A 19,593-nucleotide genomic window follows, 5' to 3' on the forward strand; every position below is an offset into this window, starting at 1 on the left:
GAGCGCTAATATACTAAAAATATTAGGTGTGTTTGCGGAGAATCAGATAGATTTTTCAAAACACTCAAGTCCATACTCGCATTATGAAAAATTAATAAATTAGATGAAAGATATTTAGAAAGTTCGTCTTCCCATAATTCTTGAAAATTAAGGGAAAATTCTACATCTTCATATGAAATTCCGTGTATTGAAGTATGAGTTTTTAAAAACTTTTCTGATTTTGGTGGATTTATATAGTGTTTTGTCGAATAAACTATTGTGTCATTTTTCACGAAGCATAATCCGATTGCACAAGCACTTAATCTACTGTTATTTGCTGTCTCAAAGTCAATAGCAATAAAATCAAATTTATTTTCAAAGTACTCAGGGAATGTATGAGGATTTTTAAATTGATTGAATTTCAATTTTTGCAAAATCGCTTGTTCGTATTGAGGTTTTACTTTATAACCAACTTGTTTTGCTTTTTTTAGCCAAGGTTCAAGAATATAGTTTGGTGTATTTTCGATAAAATTATAGAATAGAAATTCATTGTTTGTTTCAGGATTTATTCCCGAAACTTCCATTTCAATTTGATTTTTTGGTTTAGGTTTAAAAAAGTTAAACATAGTTCATTTTGTATAATTCAGACGAGTTTTGGTGTAATATGGCATATAACGTGCCGCGTATTGGCGATGGGCGGGATTTTTAGCACTGAACTTTAATCGAAGAACAGAAGTTGAATTTTGCACTTCCGTTGATACGAAGCCGTTCAGCCCGCCTATTGCCAATACGATGTTGAACTAAACCTTCGGTAGCTTTTCCGTTAGAAACCATATATTTAGGGTGTTAAAAAATCAAAATTATGGTAACTAAAAAAAATCTCCGGAGCAGTTAAGAGCAAACAAATACCTGAATCGCGCTTGTAGTGAAATTAATGGTTTCTCTGAACTTTTGCAACGATTCGAACGAAATATTTCTATTTTAGGTCGAAGTAAACGCACGTTCGATAATTATTCTCGTCATGTGGCTGCCATGGCGCTTCATTTTGGCTGTTTACCCACCGAATTAGATCCCGAACAGGTTAAAGATTATCTTTTTGAACTACAACAACGTTCTAATTCACCTTCGCAATCGTATTTTAAACACACGGTTTACGGACTAAGGTTTCTATTAAAAACCGAAAATCTTCCGTACGATTATCTTCATTTACCTTCCATTCCTAAAGAGAAAAAACTTCCTGTAATTTTAAGTCGGGAAGAAATTTGGAAGCTGCTTCAACATGCGGATTTACTTAAACATCGCCTTTTAATTGGATTGATTTACAGTTGTGGACTTCGTTGTATGGAAGTTCGAAATATTGAACTCAAACATCTCGATTTCGATAGAAAACTCCTTCATATCGTTCAAAGTAAAGGGAAGAAGGATCGTTATGTTCCACTTTCTGATCATATCATTCGAGGAATTAAAAAATATATTTCAGTTGAACATCCTACTACATTTTTATTTACAGGAAACACTAAAGATTCCAAAGGATTTGATTCGCGTTATAGCCAACGTGGCGTTCAATGGGCGATTCAATCGGTTTGTAAAAAGGCTGGAATTTTAAAAGATGTACACACGCACACCTTGCGCCACAGTTATGCTACCCATTTGTTGGAAGATGGTGTAAATATTCTTCAGGTTCAGAAACTGATGGGGCACGAGCGCATCGAAACTACGATGGAATACTTGCATGTTTGTCAATTGGAGCAACAAAAAGTACACAGTCCGCTTGATACCGTTTTTGCGCTATGCAGCCGCAATGGGAAGTAGCTGATGTGCTGAGAAAAGTTGATTTATCCCATCAAAACTTCACAGTTCATCAAGAGAAAACACTTCGCGCATTAACGCTTTGTCGAACTGCTGCTTTGGGCGGACATGTAGATGCTTGTGATGGGTGTGGAAACATCACCATCAGTTACAACAGTTGTCGCAACAGGCATTGTCCAAAATGTCAAGGACATAAACGCGAAGAATGGATTCAAGCTCGCGAACATGATTTATTGCCCTGTTCGTATTATCATGTAGTTTTCACTTTGCCCGATACGCTTAATGGATTAGCGATTCATCAACCACAATTGATTTATAAAATCTTGTTTGAATCTGTGTGGGCTACTTTATCTCAATTTGGCAAAACCGAAAATATGTATTTAGGAATGATTGCCATTCTGCATACTTGGGGACAAAATTTGAGTTTGCATCCGCATTTACATTGTATTGTTCCTGGTGGTGGAATTGATAGAAATGGAAAATGGAAACGCAAAATAAAAACTGATAAATATTTATTTTGTGTAAAAGCATTGAGCAAGGTTTTTCGAGCCAAATATGTCGCACTGTTGCGTAAAGAAAGGTTAGCTAATCAGCAATTATATGATGAGCTGTTTACTAAAAATTGGGTGGTTTATGCCAAACGTCCTTTTGGTGGACCAAAGCAAGTAATCGAATATTTAGGACGATATACGCACAAAGTGGCAATTAGTAACCATCGTATTAAAAACGTAAGCCAACAAGAAGTTACTATTAGTTACAAAGATTATAAAGATAACAGCAAAACCAAAGAGCTCACACTTAAGAATGAAGAATTTACTCGTCGATTTAGTTTACATATTCTGCCTAAACGCTTTGTTCGAATCAGGCATTACGGCATTTTAAGTAGTAGTTGGAAACGCGGTAAACTACAACAATTACAAGAAAATTTAAATATCATCCGACCGATAGTTGAACCTAAAACACAACATCGAAAATGTTATTGTTGCAAAATTGGTAATTTGGTTACGTTACATGTTTTTGGGCAACGAGGTCCGCCAAAAGCATATCTTATCGAAAACACACTTGCGCCTGTGAATTAACTTTTACGGGTAAGGGAACTTGTGTTTGGTTGAATCGAAAAACAACAAAAAACGATTGAAACAGCACAATTTCAACCACAAAAAAAGCAGTAATCCTAAAATTACTGCTCGTATATCTTAAAGTCATACTTCGACAACTCCATAATACTTTATTAGCTTCCTACGGTTCCGTTCAACGGGCTTTCATCTCGTGCCCTGCGGGCAAGACGAAAGCTTAGTTATTGTACGACGTAGTTATGTTTTGGGTTTTAGTCCAGCTAAATATTTTCGTATGTCATTTTCTAATTTATCCGGGTATTTGTACTCTAATTTTTTTGACAATTCAGTTCCTATTTCTGAAACTAAATCAGTCATTGAAAATAGAGCAGTCCAATTTTCCTTTATATCGCTCCCTGAAAATGTTTGTTCTGTTTTAGCCCACATTTCCTGGTTAAGATACTTTTTGAAAAGCCGTCCATATTTATTGGTCGTTATGTTCCAATTGTGTTCACTTGCAATGTGCCATTCAATTAAAGGAATTAAATATTCTGTGCGAATAACGGTTTCCGACATAAATTTCGCATAGAATATTTCATCTCTCACAAGACACTTTGCCACGTAAGTTGTGTCCCACCAAAAATCGTTTATTAGATTTTGAAACTCTTTTTCAGACGGTTTTTTGATAATGGAAATTTGATAAGTTGGTTTCAGCATTTGCTTTGTAATACCATCTTTATCAATTAAAATTTTATAACCAATATCCCAATCTTCTGGTAATTCTTTCTCTTGCGTTTCCTTTATAAATTTTGATTTGCTGTAAAGTTTAAAATCTACTTTCACACCGTCTTCATAAAGTAGCATTTTCATTGCGTGTTTATGGTTAAAACAACTTTCGTCTTCTTCAATCATAGCAATTGGATTTCCGAATTTAAGCGTCCAGCTTTTGTCTGAAATGTAATTTGTATTATCCTCAAAAACAAATTCAATGTCTAAATCACTAAATTCGTCAACAAGTGCTAAAGGATTTACAAGTGAACTTGTCAGAAGAAGAACTCTTACATCTTCGTTTTTCTCCGACCATTCTATAATTGTTCTTAACTTTTCTTCTCTGACTTTCATTTTGTTTGGTTCGGTTTTACTATGTCGTACAACGTTTATGTATATGAGCTGTGGCGTGTTTTGGCACGAACCTCTCCAAAGATAAAATAACTTTGGGAAATCCGTAGATTTTCCAAATAAGCACAGAACCAGCCATAGCTTATATACTGTGTTGGCAGCTGCCTTTTTCTATTCAAATAGTTTTATTGTGTAGTCAAATAATTCAATTCCACCCCATTTTCCGTGTCCTGGTATTACAATTTTAGCATTGGGATATTTGAGTTTTACTTTTTCTACTGTTGTTGACCATTCTTTAATATTTGCATCTCCTAAATATCCTTTACTCGCGTCAATTTCCTTTATCAAGCATCCACCGAATACTGCGTTATCTTCTGGGAAATAGCCCACAACATTATCTTTAGTGTGCCCTTCTCCAAAATATTCCGCATAAACTTTCTTGTTTCCGATATCTAATGTGAGACTATTGTCAAAATCTTTAGTTGGATTAGAGAATTCTTGACCGTTATCTTTTAATAATTCTATAGTTTCTTTAGAGACATAGGTTTGAATATTATGGTTTTCAAATTCCGTTATTCCACCAATACAATCATCGTGAAAATGAGTTGGAATTAGCCCTATAATTTCACTTTTTAATGTATTCGTTACAAAATTTATTAACTCTAACGAACTTTTGTCGTCTGTTGGTGTATCAAAAACAACTACTTTATTCTCATTTAAAACTAACATTCCATTGCAGGCAACTTTTCCAAAATCGTCCGTATTTAAAAAGGAAATATGTTCATAAATGTGATTTGAGAGTTTGTTAATTATCAGATTTTCGGTTTGATAGACTATCAAGCTGTCGGTTAAAGGTTTATTGATTATTTCCTTCTTGTTTTCTTGATTTGCCTGATTGTGGTTAGAGGATGATTCTTTGCAAGAAATAAAAGTCAAACTTGAAAGAAGAAAGAATGCTAATAATATTTTCATATCTAATTTTGTTTTTTTTACGAGTTGTTTTTTAGGTTGCTGCTAACGTTGTTCGGCTTTGCGTTCGGGCGGGTTTCGGAGCACAAAAGCCTAAATTTATTTCTAATGTTTAATCGAAGCACAAGGCTTCAAGTTTATACGTCAGCCCGCCTGACGCAAAACCGATGTAGCAGTAGTGCTTATGCAGTTGTCCACTGTTTAGGTAGTCCAACTTTTTTAAGCATTTCATTTGCTTTTTCCAATTTGTCTGGGAATAGGATTTTGTCGTCAAACTTGTTTAACGCTTTGTCCACCCGAACAATCGGAATTTTACGTTTCTTTATTTCAGTTGTTACTTTCATATCAATTGAATTTTGATTTTACAAAGTTAATTATTTTTTTGTTTTCCTACGCACTAAAAATCCGTCATATTCAACATTTTTTTTGAACGGAAACCAATCCTCATCTTTCTCGCCCAAAACTTCAAAGTCTTCTGTTACTTCCGAAAGAAATTTTGTTATTCCCATTCGGTAAAGTCTTGTTCGGGATTTTGTGCTACCTGTCGCATAAATCCAAGCGTTCGGATATTTGTCGGTAAAAGCGTAAAGCGTTGCGGCAACTGTCGCCAAAACTTTTTCGCTATCCCCATTGTTTGAAATTACTTTATCGTCTATGTCGCCTGTTGTTAGGTCTTTGTCGCCAAACGCAAGGTTGTAAACGTTTTTCACGTTGGTTTCTTGGAAACGCACAAGTTTTTCAATTAAGCCTTTCTGTCCTTCGCTTGTAAATTCAAAGGTCATTAACTTGTCGCTCGATGCCAACGGATACTTTGGTAATTTCATTTCCTACTTCTTTCTTTCAGTTCAAATTTTTGTCAAAGATACGATTTTTTTCGTCACGCATTACTGCTAACGGGAAACGCATTGGCGAAGTGGCGGATAAATTGGACAAAAAGTTCAATTTAGCGAGAACGTAGCCGATGTGTTTCCACAGAGCTAACTTACAAATAAAAAGCGAATGTGGAACACATTCGGCGGAATAAAATGCAGAAACTTTCAATTTAGCACTTAACCTGCCATTTTGCCAATGCGATGTGCTTGTTGCACAACTCAAATATAATTAAAATTTCGTATCTTGTTGTATGCAAGGACGTAAAGATTTCACCCCACAACTTTTCTATGAACTAAGCCTCGATCGGTTAGTTCCAGTCGATAACTTTTATCGCCGCGTAAATCAAGAACTCGATTTACATTTTCTGTATAAATCTACTCGTAACTATTACGGTACCCAGGGTCAAGAAAGCATTGATCCCGTGGTGTTTTTCAAGATTTTATTGGTTGGCTATTTAAACAACATCAATAGCGACAGAGCCTTGATTCGATATTGCAGTAATTGTTTAGATGTTCGCTTGTTTTTAGGTTACGATTTAAATGAAGATTTGCCTTGGCATTCGACGATAAGCCGAACGCGCGCACTTTTTGGCGAAGAAGTTTTCTTGCAGCTTTTTCAAATGATATTAGGTTTGTGCGTACACAAAGGTATGGTTCGAGGCAAACGTCAATGTGTAGACAGCGCTTTTATCAAAGCCAACGCGAGTATGGATAGTTTGGTGGAAAAAGAAATTATCGATGATGTACAAACTTATGCAGAAGAATTGAAAGCGAACTCTGAGTACCAAGTTAGCACTCAAAAGAAAAAGGAAGTAGAACAACATCATGCGTGGAAAACCGAAGCATTTAAAGACATGCCAGGCCATAGAAAGACCGTTCAAATTGATGAAGATGGCGAAGAAATTCGTCCTAAATTTTTAAGCAATCACACCCATTATTCACCTACCGATCCTGATGCGAAAATATCGACCAAACCTGGTAAGCCACGCCAACTGAACTATGCAGGACAGTTAGCAGTAGACGATAAACACCACGTGATTACAGGAGCTTGTGCGAGCACAGCAGGGAGTAAAGACTCGGCAATCTTTAGCGACATTATAGATCAGACAATAGCCAACTTGGCTCAAAATGATATTCAAATCAATGAAGTGATAGCCGATGCAGGTTACAGCAGCGGTACAAGTTTGCAATATTGTGAAGACCATAATCTAAACGCTTGGATCCCCAATTTTGGACAATACAAACCTAACCGCGAAGGCTTTATTTTTAATAAAGAAGAAAACCGATACGAATGTATTCAAGAAGGCGGAAACAAAGCTTTTTTACCTTATAAAAAAACATCAAAAGACAGCAAAGGCTACGAAAAGAAAAGTTACCGAAGCAGTGAAAAAGCCTGTGGACAATGTCCGTTACGAGCAAGTTGTTGTGGTAAAGTAACCAAGTTTAAAAAACTGGAAGAAAGCATTCATAAACCTTTGTACGATAAAATGCACGAAAAACTCACCCAAAATAAAGCGTATCATCGCAGGTTGGTAAAGCGTAGAAGTGCAACAGTAGAACCCGTTTTAGGTACGCTGATTAACTTTTTTAACATGAAGCGTATCAACAGTCGGGGAATGGCGCAGGCAAACAAACATGTATTGATGTCAAGTTTATCGTACAACTTGAAGAAATACCTGCGTTTTATTCTTAAAATTCCCAAAGCTTTAGCCCAAGTTTTGTTCTTACATCAAGGAAAGAACTTGTTTTTTATAAATTTATCTAATACAACATCAAATACTTCATTTTAAGCAATGCAAATTTTAGAATTTAGTAGTGAAACTAAAAAACCAACCTCTCTAAAATCTCTTTAAAAGTGGTTGGTTTTTGTGTTATTTTACCTTTATATCCTTAAAATTGGAGTTGTGCAACAGTTACCGATGTTATGTGAAGGAATTTTTAGTATCTTTGTATTCAAATAATTCACATTTTATGTATTTCAGCAAGCCTTGGTAATTAAAAATTAAAGTAAATTATTAAATCGTCTTTTTGAGACGGTTGCTATTTGGTACGTTAATTTTTAATTTAAAATAAGGTAATAATGAAAAATATAAAACCCTTAACTTTTCCGTTTAATTCGGAAAATAATACATCCATAAAACAAAGTCTTTTTCGATTTCGAGAATATTTTGATTCTTCTACAATTGTTGGTTTAGGCGAAAACGCACATTTCATAAAAGAGTTTTTTACATTCAGGCATCAAGTTATTGAGTTTTTAGTAACTGAATGTGATTTTGACACCTTGGCATTTGAGTTTGGTTTTTCTGAAGGATTAGAAGTTGATAAGTGGATAAAATCACAAATTCCATTCGACGATTTGGATAAGTTACTGTCACACTTTTATTATCCAAATGAGTTTAAAGATACTTTGCTATGGCTTCGTCGGTATAATCAAGACAATAATAATCAAATTACCTTTTTAGGTGTGGATATTCCTAAAAATGGAGGTTCTTATTTTCCAAACTTTCGTATTGTATCTGATTATTTGCAAAGACTTTCAATCGTTTCTTCTGATGTCTTACAGAAGATTTTAAATCTTGCTGAGAAATTTGATTTCTATTCGACTTCTCAGCTTGCGTTAAATTTATCGCTTTTTGATGAAGCTGAACATAATGAATTAAAAGCATTGCTATTAAAAGTTTACATTCGTTTGATTACTCTTCAACCAAAATTAGAAAGTTTAGAATTTCAATCGATAGTTCATCAAGTTAAAGGCTTGATTTATATGAATTATAATGCTGATGCTATGGAAAGTTTCATTACTGAAAGGGGAATTGAAGGAGATATGGGAGCAAAAGACCAGTATATGGCAGAAAGCATTGATTGGTTTTTGAAAAATTCACTTGGTAAAAAGATTATTTTGGTTGCCCACAATGCTCACATTCAAAAAACTCCGGTAGATTTTGATGGATTTATTAGTTGTTATCCAATGGGGCAAAGACTTTCGATGACTTTTGGAGAAAAATATAAAGCATTTGCAATAACTAATCTACGTGGAGAAACTGCGGCATTGTATCCTGATAATGATTATCAATTTGGCTTTAGGGTTGATAAATTTCCACTTGATTTTCCAGAGTCGGATTCTGTTGAATTTATTATGCAAGAATTTGGAGGAAAAGAATGCTGTTTACTAATGAACAGAAGTACGGAATTAAAAAATTGTAATAAGATTCGATTTGATTCGATGTGCCTAAAAACTGAAATAGAAGAAGCTTTTGACGGAATTTTTCTAATAGAAAAATCAACTGTTTCAGAAGTAGTGGATTGAGAATTTATAAATTTAATTTCGAAACGGCACTTTCTTTTTGGAGGTGCCGTTTTATTCTTTCACATAACGGTTCTCAGCTATACGCAGGCAGGGATTTTAACCACTGAACTTCCTACGAAGAACTGAACTTTAAATTTACCACTTAACTGTCCTACGAAGCACGAAACCCCTGCTTGCGTATAGGTGATGTTATGCGGTCGGTTTTCATTTTCTCTTCTTTCTCGTTAATTTGTCAAGCAAAGTTACTAAATTTGCAGTCAAGCAATTTCAATTTTTGAATTATGTATTTCAGCAGACCTTGGACTTCTATCTAAGTGATAGGCAGTCCTGAAAATTCCAATCTCTTTTAGGTCAAGACAATTAGTCTATGGGTTTCGTGTACCGACTTTTTTGTAAAGGCGTTACGTTGTCATAGTTGCTCTGTCGGGTAATACTGTCTATTCACTTCTCCACGATTTGATTCAAGTATTCACCTGTAAGAAGTTACTAATGACAAAAAAGAAATTGCCCGTTCGTTTTACGGGTCAGCACTTTACTATTGATAAAGTGCTAATAAAAGATGCAATAAGACAAGCAAATATAAGTAATCAGGATACGGTTTTAGATATTGGGGCAGGCAAGGGGTTTCTTACTGTTCATTTATTAAAAATCGCCAACAATGTTGTTGCTATTGAAAACGACACAGCTTTGGTTGAACATTTACGAAAATTATTTTCTGATGCCCGAAATGTTCAAGTTGTCGGTTGTGATTTTAGGAATTTTGCAGTTCCGAAATTTCCTTTCAAAGTGGTGTCAAATATTCCTTATGGCATTACTTCCGATATTTTCAAAATCCTGATGTTTGAGAGTCTTGGAAATTTTCTGGGAGGTTCCATTGTCCTTCAGTTAGAACCTACACAAAAGTTATTTTCGAGGAAGCTTTACAATCCATATACCGTTTTCTATCATACTTTTTTTGATTTGAAACTTGTCTATGAGGTAGGTCCTGAAAGTTTCTTTCCACCGCCAACTGTCAAATCAGCCCTGTTAAACATTAAAAGAAAACAGTTATTTTTTGATTTTAAGTTTAAAGCCAAATACTTAGCATTTATTTCCTGTCTGTTAGAGAAACCTGATTTATCTGTAAAAACAGCTTTAAAGTCGATTTTCAGGAAAAGTCAGGTCAGGTCAATTTCGGAAAAATTCGGTTTAAACCTTAATGCTCAAATTGTTTGTTTGTCTCCAAGTCAATGGGTAAACTGTTTTTTGGAAATGCTGGAAGTTGTCCCTGAAAAATTTCATCCTTCGTAGTTCAAAGTCGGGTGGTTGTCAAGATGATTTTTCTGGTTTGGTGTCGTCTTTTAAGCTGCCGCATAACGAAAAATGGTAGCCGTAGTTGCCGGATTTACAGCACTTTCGTATCAATTTAGCACTTCGGTTCGTTAAAAGCACCAAAGTATCAAGTTGGCACGAAAGCCGGCAATTATCGGCTACCATATGTTAGTGGCATTTATCATTTCATTATATTCATTTGCTTTAACGCATTTTTTGTTACATTAATTCTCGATGAAATAAAATCATCAACATTCAATCCGTCTGTCGGAATTACATTTGTTGCAAAAAAATAAACATTAGATTTTGTTTCAACATAACCAACAAACCAACCATTATATTTTTCTTCTATCGAACTTAATCCAGTCTTACCGCTTAAAATGTAATTTTCAGTTCGCTCAATTTCCATAATATTTTTGACAATCTTTATTGTCCTATCAGAAATTGGAAATTTTGAAAAATAGAATTTCCTTAAAAAGTCGATTTGTTGTTTTTGAGATATTTTTGAATTTCCTTCAAGCCAAAAATTGTCAATCGTTAAACTGTCAAAAATCATATTTTTATACTCAAATTTTTCTAAATATTCTTTCATTTTAATTGTTCCGATTTTCCTTGCAATTTCCTGATAGCAAGGAACACAGGAAATTCTAAAAGCATCTTTAAATGATAAATCTTTTTCCCAAATATCCATTTTTCTCTGCTCGCCATTCCATTTTAAAATAGTTGTATCATTTTCAATAATGCCTAATTCAACAGCAATTATAGAATTTGGAATTTTGAATGTTGATGCAGGTAATTTTCCGTTTTTAGCCCAATCAAAGTCATTTGAGTAAAAAGTATTCTTGTCGTTATCATAAATTAGAATTGAACCATTTACTTGAAAACTATCTAAAATTTTGTCAAAATCAGAAATTTCTGTTTCAATTATGTTTTTATTCGTTGTTGTGTTACAGCAAACAAATAAAAATATCATTGAAATAAAAACTACAAATAAAATATTTTTCATTTATTGTCTAATTATCGTTTGTTTTTGTTGCCACTAACGGGAAACGCATTGGCGAAGTGGCGGATAAATTGGACAAAAAGTTCAATTTAGCAGTGACGTAGCCGATGTGTTTCCACAGAAGCTAAATTATTAAAAAAAGCTGAATGTGGAACACATTCGGCGGAATAAAATGCACAAAAGTTGAGTTTGGCACTTAACCCGCCATTTTGCCAATGCGATGTTGAACTAAACCTCCGGTAGCTTTCGCTGCGATGATTTTGTACCTTAGTATTTATTAACGATTAAATAATTGATACTATGGTAACTAAAAAAAATCTCCGGAGGAATTAAGAGCGAACAAATATTTGAATCGCGCTTGTAATGAAATTACAGGTTTTTCTGAACTTCTGCAACGTTTTGAACGAAATATTTCTGTTTTAGGAAGAAGCAAACGCACGTTTGAAAATTATTCACGTCATGTGGCCGCCCTTGCGCTTCATTTTGGTGCTTTACCTACCGATTTAGATCCCGAACAGGTTAAAGACTATCTGTTTGAACTGCAACAACGTTCCAATTCACCTTCGCAATCGTATTTTAAACACACGGTTTACGGACTTCGATTTCTTTTAAAAACAGAGAATTTACCTTACGATCATCTTCATTTACCATCGATTCCTAAAGAAAAGAAACTTCCTGTAATTCTGAGTCGAGAAGAGATTTGGAAGATGCTTCAACATGCCGATTTACTCAAACATCGCATTTTAATTGGATTGATTTACGGTTGTGGACTTCGCTGTATGGAAGTTCGAAATATTGAATTGAAACACTTAGATTTTGATCGAAAATTGCTTCATATCGTTCAAAGTAAAGGCAAAAAAGATCGTTATGTTCCGCTTTCTGATCATCTTATTCGAGGGATAAAAAAGTATATTTCAATTGAACATCCGACCACCTTTTTATTTACAGGCAACACCAAAGATGCCAAAGGATTTGATTCGCGTTATAGCCAACGAGGCGTTCAATGGGCGATTCAATCGGTTTGTAAAAAAGCTGGAATTTTAAAAGATGTGCACACGCATACCTTGCGTCACAGCTACGCCACACACTTGTTAGAAGATGGTGTTAATATTCTTCAAGTTCAAAAACTTATGGGCCACGAACGAGTAGAAACCACAATGGAATACCTGCACGTTTGCCAATTGGAACAACAAAAAGTACACAGCCCATTAGATACCGTTTTTGCTTTATGCAGCCGCAGTGGGAAGTAGCCGATGTGCTTAGAAAAGTGAATTTATCCCATCAAAACTTTACAGTTCATCAAGAGAAAACCTTACGGGCATTGACTTTATGCAGAACAGCAGCTTTAGGCGGACATGTAGATGCTTGTGATGCGTGCGGAAACATTAGCATCAGTTACAACAGTTGCAGAAACAGGCATTGTCCCAAATGTCAAGGACACAAACGTGAAGAATGGATACAAGCTCGCGAGCAAGATTTGTTGCCTTGTTCGTATTATCATTTGGTGTTTACGTTGCCCGATACGCTCAATGGTTTAGCGATTTCTCATCCGCAAATCATGTATCGGATATTATTTGAGGCAACTTGGGCTACGTTGTCTCAATTTGGAAAAACAGAAGGATTGCAACTGGGAATGATCGCCATTTTGCATACATGGGGACAAAATTTGAGTTTGCATCCGCATTTGCATTGCATTGTTCCAGGTGGAGGAATTGGAGCAAATGGTAAATGGCAACGCAAGATAAAAACCGATAAATATTTGTTTGCAGTAAAAGCGTTGAGTAAGGTTTTTCGGGCCAAATATGTAGCCTTGTTGCGCAAAGAAAAGTTGGCAGATGCTCAAGTTTTACAAAGTTTGTTTGAAAAGAATTGGGTGGTTTATGCCAAACGACCTTTTGGTGGCCCCAAGCAAGTGATTGAATATTTAGGCAGATACACCCACAAAGTTGCGATAAGCAATCATCGGATAAAAAATGTAAGCGATCACGAGGTTACTATTGCGTATAAAGATTATAAAGACGGCAGTAAAACCAAGCAACTCACCTTAAAAAACGAAGAATTTGCAAGACGATTTAGCTTACATATTTTGCCCAAACGTTTTGTGCGCATACGCCATTACGGCATAGTAAGTAGTAGTTGGAAACGTGGCAAACTCCAACAATTACAAAAAGAGTTGAAGATAATTCGTCCCAAAATTGAACCCAAAACGCAACATAAAAAATGCTATTGCTGTAAAGTCGGTAATCTGATTACCCTGCATGTTTTTGGACAAAGAGGACCACCGAAAGCCTATCTTATCGAAAACAAACTTGCGCCTGTGAATTAACTTTTATGGGTAAGGGAACTTGTGCTTTTTTACATCGAAAAACAGTGTGAAAAAGTAAAACCAAACACAAAAAAAAGCAGTAATCGTAAAATTACTGCTCGTATATCTTAAAGCTGTACTTCGAAAACTCCATAATACTTTATTAGCTTCCTACGGTTCCGTTCAACGGGCTTTCATCTCATGCCCTGCGGGCAAGACGAAAGCTTAGTTATTATATGCCGTATTTTTTGATAAGATAATTTAAGTCAGCTTCGTTTAAAATTCTAATGTTTGCTTTTTTTGATTGGTTTAAGTCGTTTATTTTTTGGATTTTTGACCAACCACAATCTTCACCTGCAAAAACAAAATCTACTTTACCTGTTATTCCTGATTTTATTTGTCCACCAATTTTCATTAGAAAAGTTTTTATTTCTTCTCTTTCTATTGAAAAGTTGCCCGTAATAACTATTCCTTTTCCTATTAAATCAATGTTTTCAAGTTCGTTTTGAGTTATTTGATAATTTGATAAATGCTCTTCATTTTCTTCTAAAACATCTTCACTTGGTTGATTGAAATAATTATTATTTGTTTTAGGCTGGTCATCAATTTTTCTTATTAGTTCTTGATAACTTGGATACTTGTCAGTCAATTCGCCAAATATTAAAGCACAAAGTTTTGCATCGAATTCTGGGTCGTGATGATTTGTTACTTCTAAGTCCAAACTCTCTGCTAAATCTTTTATTTTTTTAGGCATCCCAAGTTTATCTGCAAATAACATTGTGTCAATATAACTTATGACATATGGTTTTAAATTATAATGTTCATATAGATTTTTCTGATTATCCGTTTATGCACCTGTTATATTCGCAATTACTAGTCTGTCAAAGAGTTTGTCTCCAAAATACCGTCTGTTTAATTTGTAAATAAACTCGTTGAGATACAACTGTAAGTATTTCCTTTTGATTTTATGGTAGTTGCCCAGCAATGTCCGTTTTGCATTACTGATTGCGATATGCACCCATTTGAGTGTTTCCTTGGTGGTTTTGGCGTCTGATTTCTCGGTGACGTGCAATTCCACCAGATCGGAGATGTCAACGTAAGAAGTGCTTTTGTCCGAAAATACGATGGCATCATCCTCCATGCAGTCCCTGACCACGCCGTTGATTCCTTCACTTTGATGGCTATCCAGTACCCTGGCCTTGAAATAACGCACATGCTTCTCCTTTTTGCCCGTTTCGATATCTTCCAACGGGGTGCTTTCGGCCATCACCGCAACGTTCTGCTTTCCCTCGGCTCCCCGGCCACGTGTACCCTTGCCTCGCTCGATTTCCTTACTGGCCACCGAAAAGTAACCCTCATCCAGTTCTATCATCCCTTCCAGTGTATACCTTGCATCCCGGTTGCCCATCGCCCTGCGGAGTTTGTGTACCATCGCCCATACCGGTTCGTAACGCTTCAATCCTAATTGCTTCTGGAGTTCGTTGGTGGAGAATCCCTTTTTTGTGCAACTCATCAGGAACATCGTTTTGTACCACACCAGAAACGGCAGCTTGGAGCTCTCCATGATCGTACCGCTGCGCAACGAGGTGCGGAAACGGCAACCTTTGCATTCATAACTCCATTTACCCTGTAACCAATAATGGGAAGTGCCCCCGCATCGCTTGCAGACAACCCCTTCCTTATCACGCTGCTCCTTGAAATGCAAACGACAATCTTCCTCCGAACCGAAATGAGCCGTAAAACTGAATATGTTCATAATCCCTGCTTTTTGAGCGCTAATATACTAAAAATATTAGGTGTGTTTGCGGAGAATCAGAAAATAATATTAAAATTTAGCAATCTACTTATAGTAATTAATAATCTCCTTTTTTAGTTCTCTATAATACTGTTCCAAAAATTCTCCATGTTTATTTTCATTATAAACTAACAAAGCCATTTCTCTGACATTTTTAGTCATGTCCTCACACAGTTTTTTAACTCTTACTATCTCTTCCTCTCCAAGTTCTTTTCGCAATTTGTTTAGAATTTGATATTTAAAACGATGATCCATATCATCATCACCACTTGCTAATATCACATTAAAATCAGGAAACATTCTATCAAGATATTTATCTACAATTCCATATCTATAAGTATTAATCGAAATAAATGCTGTACTCCAATCGCCTGGTTTATCTCTTCCTCCTTCGAAATATTTTATTTCATATTTAGAAATAATTTTCTCAATATCTATCATAACTTTATAGTTAAGAGGAAACGAGGATACTCTTTTAAAAAGGCTTTGAATTTTTTCTAATTCCGAGATTTTATACCCCTCTGCTATATCATTCTCAATTAAAAATTCAACTAAATTTCGATTGTGGTGTAAACTAATTTTACTTGTGCCTTTGCATTTTGAGAAATTTAAATCCTTTCCGTGTATATCAGGCAAAAATTCTAAAAATTTTATAGTAGGATCCATTTTTATGCAAATCAATTTTTCTAAACAGATATCAAAAGGAACAAGCGAAGGTCTAAAATGATACTTATCATTGGTACTATTGATAGATTTGCATGTCATATATGCTTTGTCATCATCTAAATTAAGGTATGAAATTACTCCTATTTCCATTTCTGTTAATTATAATTATTAATATTGAAAGAGAACCATTTATTCTTATTTTTTCATTTCATTCAAAAACTCCGGGTCAAGTAAATTCTTGTATTGATTATACTTCTCGATTCCCATTTTCTGTTTTACAAACTCTTCCATTCCAATATCGCTTTTCTCTAATACATATCTAGTAAAAGAAAGAATAGTTTTGCATTCTTCAAACCCTTTTGTTTGCATCTCTGTCTTAATTTCATGAGATAATCCTTCCAACCATTCTTCATAGTCAATAAGAGTTGGTTCTATTTCAATCTGATAATAAATATAGACTGAATTACCATAACTGAATAATAATGAATGATATTCTTTATCTTGCTCGCTAACAGAATCAATAAAGCGCTGTTGATTCTTGCTGATTTCATCTAGGGGATGTTTAACTACTATCATTATTTAAAATACAAAATTAAACCCTCCTCTTTTTCTATCCTTTTTTAAGTTTTCCTCTTGTTTAGTAATGATATGAAGTAAATATTTTTCATATTGTTCATACATAAAGTCATTAAAAAACTTCTTATTTCCTGTTTCATCTGTACTCCTTAATGCTTGAATATACTCTTCCTTATCTTGGCTATTTACGATAGCCATTGGCAAATTATAATACACTTGAATATAGTTCATCATCAATCGACTGGTTCGCCCATTACCATTACCAAAAGGATGGATTGCAACTAAATTATAATGCATGTCAAATGCCAAATCTGTTGCTTCTTTTACACTTAGATTATCAGTCATCCTTTCATTAACAATAGCTACTAATTCCCTTGTTTTATCTTCTACCTTTTGGAAAGCTGGATAACTATCTCCTCTTCCATTTTGAACATTCCATTTGCGTATTACGCCCTTTGACAGGTCGAAAGTACCGAAAGCGTTATTCATAATCTCTCCAGTATTTTTTAATACCAGGGCGTTCACGTTCTGAATAAGTTCTATTGTAATTTTTTTTCTATTCTTTGCTTGCTCGAGTACATACGATAATGCTAAGGCATGATCGGCCACCATATAGACATCTGACAAAGGACGTCCTTTAGGTGTCGAATAGTTATTTAATAATATTTCCGATTCTAGTTCTGTCAAAGTAGATCCTTCCAATTTAGTTGAATGATGACTCACAGTAATCGCATTAAATTTGTCATAATCTACAATATCTGACAAATTCAATTCTTTATATTTCTCAATGATTTTTTCGATTGATTTCATAGCTATATCTTTACTGAAGTAAACCTATAAAAAATACAATTAAAAAAAGCCTAATAATAGGCTTTTTTTAATCTTGTGCTTTATTAAGATAATCTTCAATTAATTCTTTCTTTAACCTACTTTGATTATAGGTTCTTAATTCAACTATTACATTGTTTTTGGAACAATAATTATTACATAACAGAGTAACCACATCTACGAATAACTCCCCCTCAAGGTCAGCTACTTTTTTCTTTTCAAGAGAAACTTTTCCCGTATCTTTTATCTCGTTATTTGTTGGTACAATGTATTTACCGTCGATAAGATATAATTCAACTTCTTTATTTGATGTTGCTTTTGAAACAATTTCAAAAGAATATTTTAAATAAATCATCAATAATCGCAAAGCTTCTTTTGCAGAAAGATTCTGTTTCTTAATCCTATAATTAACTGCTTTTCTAATCTTTATTGAGTCGATTTCAAAGGGATCAATGCTCTTTTCGGAAGTTTTTAACTGGAGTGAATTATTCAATTCATATGAAACGATTGACATTCTCTGTGTCAGTGTATTGTAAGAATAATTAAAACTTCGATCACAATACTGGTCCATCTCAGCCTTAATCTTTTTCAGTATAACAACCATTTTAGAAGGTTTATCGCAATTGACACCAAACAGTGTATTTAGTAATTCAATTCTGCATCTCGTTGCCAATATTCTCTCTTTATTATCTCCAGCTAAGGATTGAAACTCTACCTTATCCGATTCTAAACGAAAGGTTTTTAACTCCTTTAAAGAACAAATCCACAAATAAAAAACCAATGTATGTTTATATTTGATCCTAAATACTGCTTCAGTTGTAATCCCCCTATAATGCCCTGAAATATCAATAAATTTTCTTAACCAATGGAAGTTCATTTTAAATTTGAACCCTTTGTTTTTGATAAAAATCAAATCTGATATTATCGTTGAATTTAGTTCAATATCTTGTCGTTCTCCTTCAGCATCAATAATGAAGGTTTTTATTTCCGTAAACGTCTGCGAAAGTATTTTTAAATTCTTTTTAAAATCTGCATTGTTAGAGGAACTAATAAAATTACTATACTTAAATATAAAGGTTTTATGTCCCTCACTTTCCGAATCAAGCGACATCCAATTATTGTCAAATACCTCTAATTGCTTTTTATTGTATATCTGCTCTTCATGTAAATAAGCCGCAAGCTTGAATATAAATATCAAATTGCTCCCAGAAAAAACATCAAAGAAATTTTTAGGATTAGATATCAATACATCTTCATCTCTATTAATAATAGAGTTTGCTAAAGCCTTGGGGATGTACGTTTGATTTTTTAGTCTCACTAAAGATTTATCTATTTCCAAACTCATTTAATTTTATTTTAAAATACAGAAATTTGATATATAAAAAACTATATATTTTTTTCGCTACATAGTACAAAGGTACAAGCACAGCCAACAGCAATCCTACTACATAAAGTGTCATTTTTCCAAATCTAGAAAAAGCTTCTAGACTTAAATTACCTTCTATTAGAATGTCTTTTAATGTGTATAAAAAACCATTAAAAACAGCTTCTATCACTATTAGTACTAGACTTCCTAGATACTTCAATAGTACAAAAAGTACGATAATTAATATTCCTTTTCTTATCATTTCACTTCTTTTTTGTGTGAATAATATTAAAACGATAGAATAAATTTAAGTAAATATTACTTAAATCTGCACCATACATATAACAAAGTAATTCATGCGAATTAATAATTTCCTTTGTTCTGTTAATTGATTTCAATATAGAGGTATGATCTCTCTTCTGAAATACTCCAGCTAAATACTTTAATGTTACCTTTTTATTATTCTCTTTCTCACGATAAGAAAAATAAATAATCAAATCTCTAAATAGAGTGGTTTTATAACCTCTGTCGAATATGTCTTCAACAAAGTATTCATGGTATAATTCCAAGTATTCTTCTAATTTTTTATTGAACTCTTCCATAGCTAGCAATAATATTTAACTCAAATATAAT

Annotated in this window: 21 protein-coding genes; 7 read left to right on the forward strand and 14 right to left on the reverse strand. The window is 34.2% G+C overall.

The window, feature by feature from the left end; translation table 11 throughout:
- Positions 1-5: 5 nt before the first annotated feature.
- Positions 6-605, reverse strand: a complete 600-nt coding sequence (locus tag NWE55_RS16720) for an exonuclease domain-containing protein (protein WP_050427871.1) — start codon at positions 603-605, stop codon at positions 6-8.
- Positions 606-930: 325 nt separating this feature from the next.
- Here NWE55_RS16720 and NWE55_RS16725 point away from each other — a divergent pair, with 325 nt between their 5' ends.
- Together NWE55_RS16725 and NWE55_RS16730 are read left to right on the forward strand one after the other, a co-directional pair.
- A complete protein-coding gene (locus tag NWE55_RS16725; protein WP_258204743.1) occupies positions 931-1,791 on the forward strand; it encodes a tyrosine-type recombinase/integrase in 861 nt (286 codons plus the stop codon).
- Complete coding sequence (locus tag NWE55_RS16730; RefSeq protein WP_258204744.1) at positions 1,770-2,867, forward strand: IS91 family transposase; 1,098 nt, start codon at positions 1,770-1,772, stop codon at positions 2,865-2,867. Before NWE55_RS16725 ends, NWE55_RS16730 begins: the two co-directional genes overlap by 22 nt.
- Positions 2,868-3,101: 234 nt before the next feature.
- On the opposite strand, the gene NWE55_RS16735 is transcribed toward NWE55_RS16730, so the two are convergent.
- From NWE55_RS16735 to NWE55_RS16750, 4 genes are all read right to left on the reverse strand, one after another.
- A complete protein-coding gene (locus NWE55_RS16735; RefSeq protein WP_003013318.1) occupies positions 3,102-3,965 on the reverse strand; it encodes an aminoglycoside 6-adenylyltransferase AadS in 864 nt (287 codons plus the stop codon).
- A gap of 168 nt (positions 3,966-4,133) precedes the next feature.
- On the reverse strand, positions 4,134-4,934 hold the full coding sequence (locus NWE55_RS16740; protein ID WP_081048762.1) for a subclass B1 metallo-beta-lactamase MYO-1: 801 nt from the start codon (positions 4,932-4,934) through the stop codon (positions 4,134-4,136).
- 179 nt (positions 4,935-5,113) lie between these two features.
- Positions 5,114-5,275, reverse strand: a complete 162-nt coding sequence (locus NWE55_RS16745) for a DUF4197 domain-containing protein (protein ID WP_141113035.1) — start codon at positions 5,273-5,275, stop codon at positions 5,114-5,116.
- Positions 5,276-5,305: 30 nt separating this feature from the next.
- Positions 5,306-5,755 carry a DUF6934 family protein gene (locus tag NWE55_RS16750; RefSeq protein ID WP_041321170.1) on the reverse strand — a complete coding sequence of 150 codons (450 nt, stop codon included), beginning with the start codon at positions 5,753-5,755 and terminating at the stop codon, positions 5,306-5,308.
- A gap of 299 nt (positions 5,756-6,054) precedes the next feature.
- Here NWE55_RS16750 and NWE55_RS16755 point away from each other — a divergent pair, with 299 nt between their 5' ends.
- From NWE55_RS16755 to erm(F), 3 genes are all read left to right on the forward strand, one after another.
- Positions 6,055-7,593, forward strand: a complete 1,539-nt coding sequence (locus NWE55_RS16755; RefSeq protein ID WP_258204745.1) for an IS1182 family transposase — start codon at positions 6,055-6,057, stop codon at positions 7,591-7,593.
- 290 nt (positions 7,594-7,883) lie between these two features.
- Complete coding sequence (gene ere(D), locus NWE55_RS16760) at positions 7,884-9,110, forward strand: EreD family erythromycin esterase (protein ID WP_009040233.1); 1,227 nt, start codon at positions 7,884-7,886, stop codon at positions 9,108-9,110.
- 489 nt (positions 9,111-9,599) lie between these two features.
- Positions 9,600-10,400 (forward strand): 23S rRNA (adenine(2058)-N(6))-methyltransferase Erm(F), encoded by an 801-nt coding sequence (gene erm(F) / locus NWE55_RS16765; RefSeq protein ID WP_004295323.1) that lies wholly within the window; start codon positions 9,600-9,602, stop codon positions 10,398-10,400.
- A gap of 202 nt (positions 10,401-10,602) precedes the next feature.
- Here the strand turns inward: erm(F) and NWE55_RS16770 are convergent, their stop codons facing one another.
- The gene (locus tag NWE55_RS16770) at positions 10,603-11,427 is read right to left on the reverse strand and encodes a class D beta-lactamase OXA-347 (protein WP_004295324.1); all 825 of its coding nucleotides are present in this window, start codon (positions 11,425-11,427) and stop codon (positions 10,603-10,605) included.
- Between the two features lie 344 nt (positions 11,428-11,771).
- Between NWE55_RS16770 and NWE55_RS16775 the strand changes: the two genes are divergently transcribed.
- Both NWE55_RS16775 and NWE55_RS16780 read left to right on the forward strand, forming a co-directional pair.
- Positions 11,772-12,674 carry a tyrosine-type recombinase/integrase gene (locus tag NWE55_RS16775; protein ID WP_258204746.1) on the forward strand — a complete coding sequence of 301 codons (903 nt, stop codon included), beginning with the start codon at positions 11,772-11,774 and terminating at the stop codon, positions 12,672-12,674.
- On the forward strand, positions 12,653-13,750 hold the full coding sequence (locus NWE55_RS16780) for an IS91 family transposase (protein WP_258204747.1): 1,098 nt from the start codon (positions 12,653-12,655) through the stop codon (positions 13,748-13,750). The genes NWE55_RS16775 and NWE55_RS16780 overlap by 22 nt, the downstream gene beginning before the upstream one ends.
- A 211-nt stretch (positions 13,751-13,961) precedes the next feature.
- Here NWE55_RS16780 and NWE55_RS16785 read toward each other — a convergent pair whose 3' ends face one another.
- From NWE55_RS16785 to NWE55_RS16820, 8 genes are all read right to left on the reverse strand, one after another.
- Complete coding sequence (locus NWE55_RS16785; protein ID WP_005807148.1) at positions 13,962-14,507, reverse strand: BRCT domain-containing protein; 546 nt, start codon at positions 14,505-14,507, stop codon at positions 13,962-13,964.
- A 69-nt stretch (positions 14,508-14,576) separates the two neighbouring features.
- Positions 14,577-15,485 carry an IS1595-like element ISBbi1 family transposase gene (locus tag NWE55_RS16790; protein WP_005807145.1) on the reverse strand — a complete coding sequence of 303 codons (909 nt, stop codon included), beginning with the start codon at positions 15,483-15,485 and terminating at the stop codon, positions 14,577-14,579.
- Between the two features lie 84 nt (positions 15,486-15,569).
- Positions 15,570-16,340, reverse strand: coding sequence for a hypothetical protein (locus NWE55_RS16795; protein WP_058700115.1), 771 nt, complete (start codon positions 16,338-16,340; stop codon positions 15,570-15,572).
- 45 nt (positions 16,341-16,385) lie between these two features.
- Positions 16,386-16,766, reverse strand: a complete 381-nt coding sequence (locus NWE55_RS16800) for a hypothetical protein (protein WP_058700116.1) — start codon at positions 16,764-16,766, stop codon at positions 16,386-16,388.
- A 3-nt stretch (positions 16,767-16,769) separates the two neighbouring features.
- On the reverse strand, positions 16,770-17,576 hold the full coding sequence (locus NWE55_RS16805) for a Fic family protein (RefSeq protein ID WP_058700117.1): 807 nt from the start codon (positions 17,574-17,576) through the stop codon (positions 16,770-16,772).
- 67 nt (positions 17,577-17,643) lie between these two features.
- Positions 17,644-18,939, reverse strand: coding sequence for a hypothetical protein (locus NWE55_RS16810; protein ID WP_258204748.1), 1,296 nt, complete (start codon positions 18,937-18,939; stop codon positions 17,644-17,646).
- On the reverse strand, positions 18,920-19,222 hold the full coding sequence (locus tag NWE55_RS16815; RefSeq protein ID WP_058700119.1) for a hypothetical protein: 303 nt from the start codon (positions 19,220-19,222) through the stop codon (positions 18,920-18,922). Before NWE55_RS16815 ends, NWE55_RS16810 begins: the two co-directional genes overlap by 20 nt.
- Position 19,223: 1 nt before the next feature.
- Positions 19,224-19,562, reverse strand: a complete 339-nt coding sequence (locus NWE55_RS16820; RefSeq protein WP_058700120.1) for a hypothetical protein — start codon at positions 19,560-19,562, stop codon at positions 19,224-19,226.
- Positions 19,563-19,593: the final 31 nt, after the last annotated feature.

Source organism: Myroides albus, from assembly GCF_024722315.1.
GTDB lineage: Bacteria > Bacteroidota > Bacteroidia > Flavobacteriales > Flavobacteriaceae > Flavobacterium > Flavobacterium album_A.

What these genes read in the sequence shown, in the direction of transcription:
- NWE55_RS16720 (WP_050427871.1), bottom strand. Translation starts at nt 605, where the DNA reads ATGTTTAACTTTTTTAAACCTAAACCAAAAAATCAAATTGAAATGGAA.
- NWE55_RS16730 (WP_258204744.1), top strand. Translation starts at nt 1,770, where the DNA reads ATGCAGCCGCAATGGGAAGTAGCTGATGTGCTGAGAAAAGTTGATTTA.
- NWE55_RS16735 (WP_003013318.1), bottom strand. Translation starts at nt 3,965, where the DNA reads ATGAAAGTCAGAGAAGAAAAGTTAAGAACAATTATAGAATGGTCGGAG.
- NWE55_RS16740 (WP_081048762.1), bottom strand. Translation starts at nt 4,934, where the DNA reads ATGAAAATATTATTAGCATTCTTTCTTCTTTCAAGTTTGACTTTTATT.
- NWE55_RS16745 (WP_141113035.1), bottom strand. Translation starts at nt 5,275, where the DNA reads ATGAAAGTAACAACTGAAATAAAGAAACGTAAAATTCCGATTGTTCGG.
- NWE55_RS16750 (WP_041321170.1), bottom strand. Translation starts at nt 5,755, where the DNA reads ATGAAATTACCAAAGTATCCGTTGGCATCGAGCGACAAGTTAATGACC.
- NWE55_RS16755 (WP_258204745.1), top strand. Translation starts at nt 6,055, where the DNA reads ATGCAAGGACGTAAAGATTTCACCCCACAACTTTTCTATGAACTAAGC.
- NWE55_RS16770 (WP_004295324.1), bottom strand. Translation starts at nt 11,427, where the DNA reads ATGAAAAATATTTTATTTGTAGTTTTTATTTCAATGATATTTTTATTT.
- NWE55_RS16780 (WP_258204747.1), top strand. Translation starts at nt 12,653, where the DNA reads ATGCAGCCGCAGTGGGAAGTAGCCGATGTGCTTAGAAAAGTGAATTTA.
- NWE55_RS16785 (WP_005807148.1), bottom strand. Translation starts at nt 14,507, where the DNA reads ATGTTATTTGCAGATAAACTTGGGATGCCTAAAAAAATAAAAGATTTA.
- NWE55_RS16790 (WP_005807145.1), bottom strand. Translation starts at nt 15,485, where the DNA reads ATGAACATATTCAGTTTTACGGCTCATTTCGGTTCGGAGGAAGATTGT.
- NWE55_RS16795 (WP_058700115.1), bottom strand. Translation starts at nt 16,340, where the DNA reads ATGGAAATAGGAGTAATTTCATACCTTAATTTAGATGATGACAAAGCA.
- NWE55_RS16800 (WP_058700116.1), bottom strand. Translation starts at nt 16,766, where the DNA reads ATGATAGTAGTTAAACATCCCCTAGATGAAATCAGCAAGAATCAACAG.
- NWE55_RS16805 (WP_058700117.1), bottom strand. Translation starts at nt 17,576, where the DNA reads ATGAAATCAATCGAAAAAATCATTGAGAAATATAAAGAATTGAATTTG.
- NWE55_RS16810 (WP_258204748.1), bottom strand. Translation starts at nt 18,939, where the DNA reads ATGAGTTTGGAAATAGATAAATCTTTAGTGAGACTAAAAAATCAAACG.
- NWE55_RS16815 (WP_058700119.1), bottom strand. Translation starts at nt 19,222, where the DNA reads ATGATAAGAAAAGGAATATTAATTATCGTACTTTTTGTACTATTGAAG.
- NWE55_RS16820 (WP_058700120.1), bottom strand. Translation starts at nt 19,562, where the DNA reads ATGGAAGAGTTCAATAAAAAATTAGAAGAATACTTGGAATTATACCAT.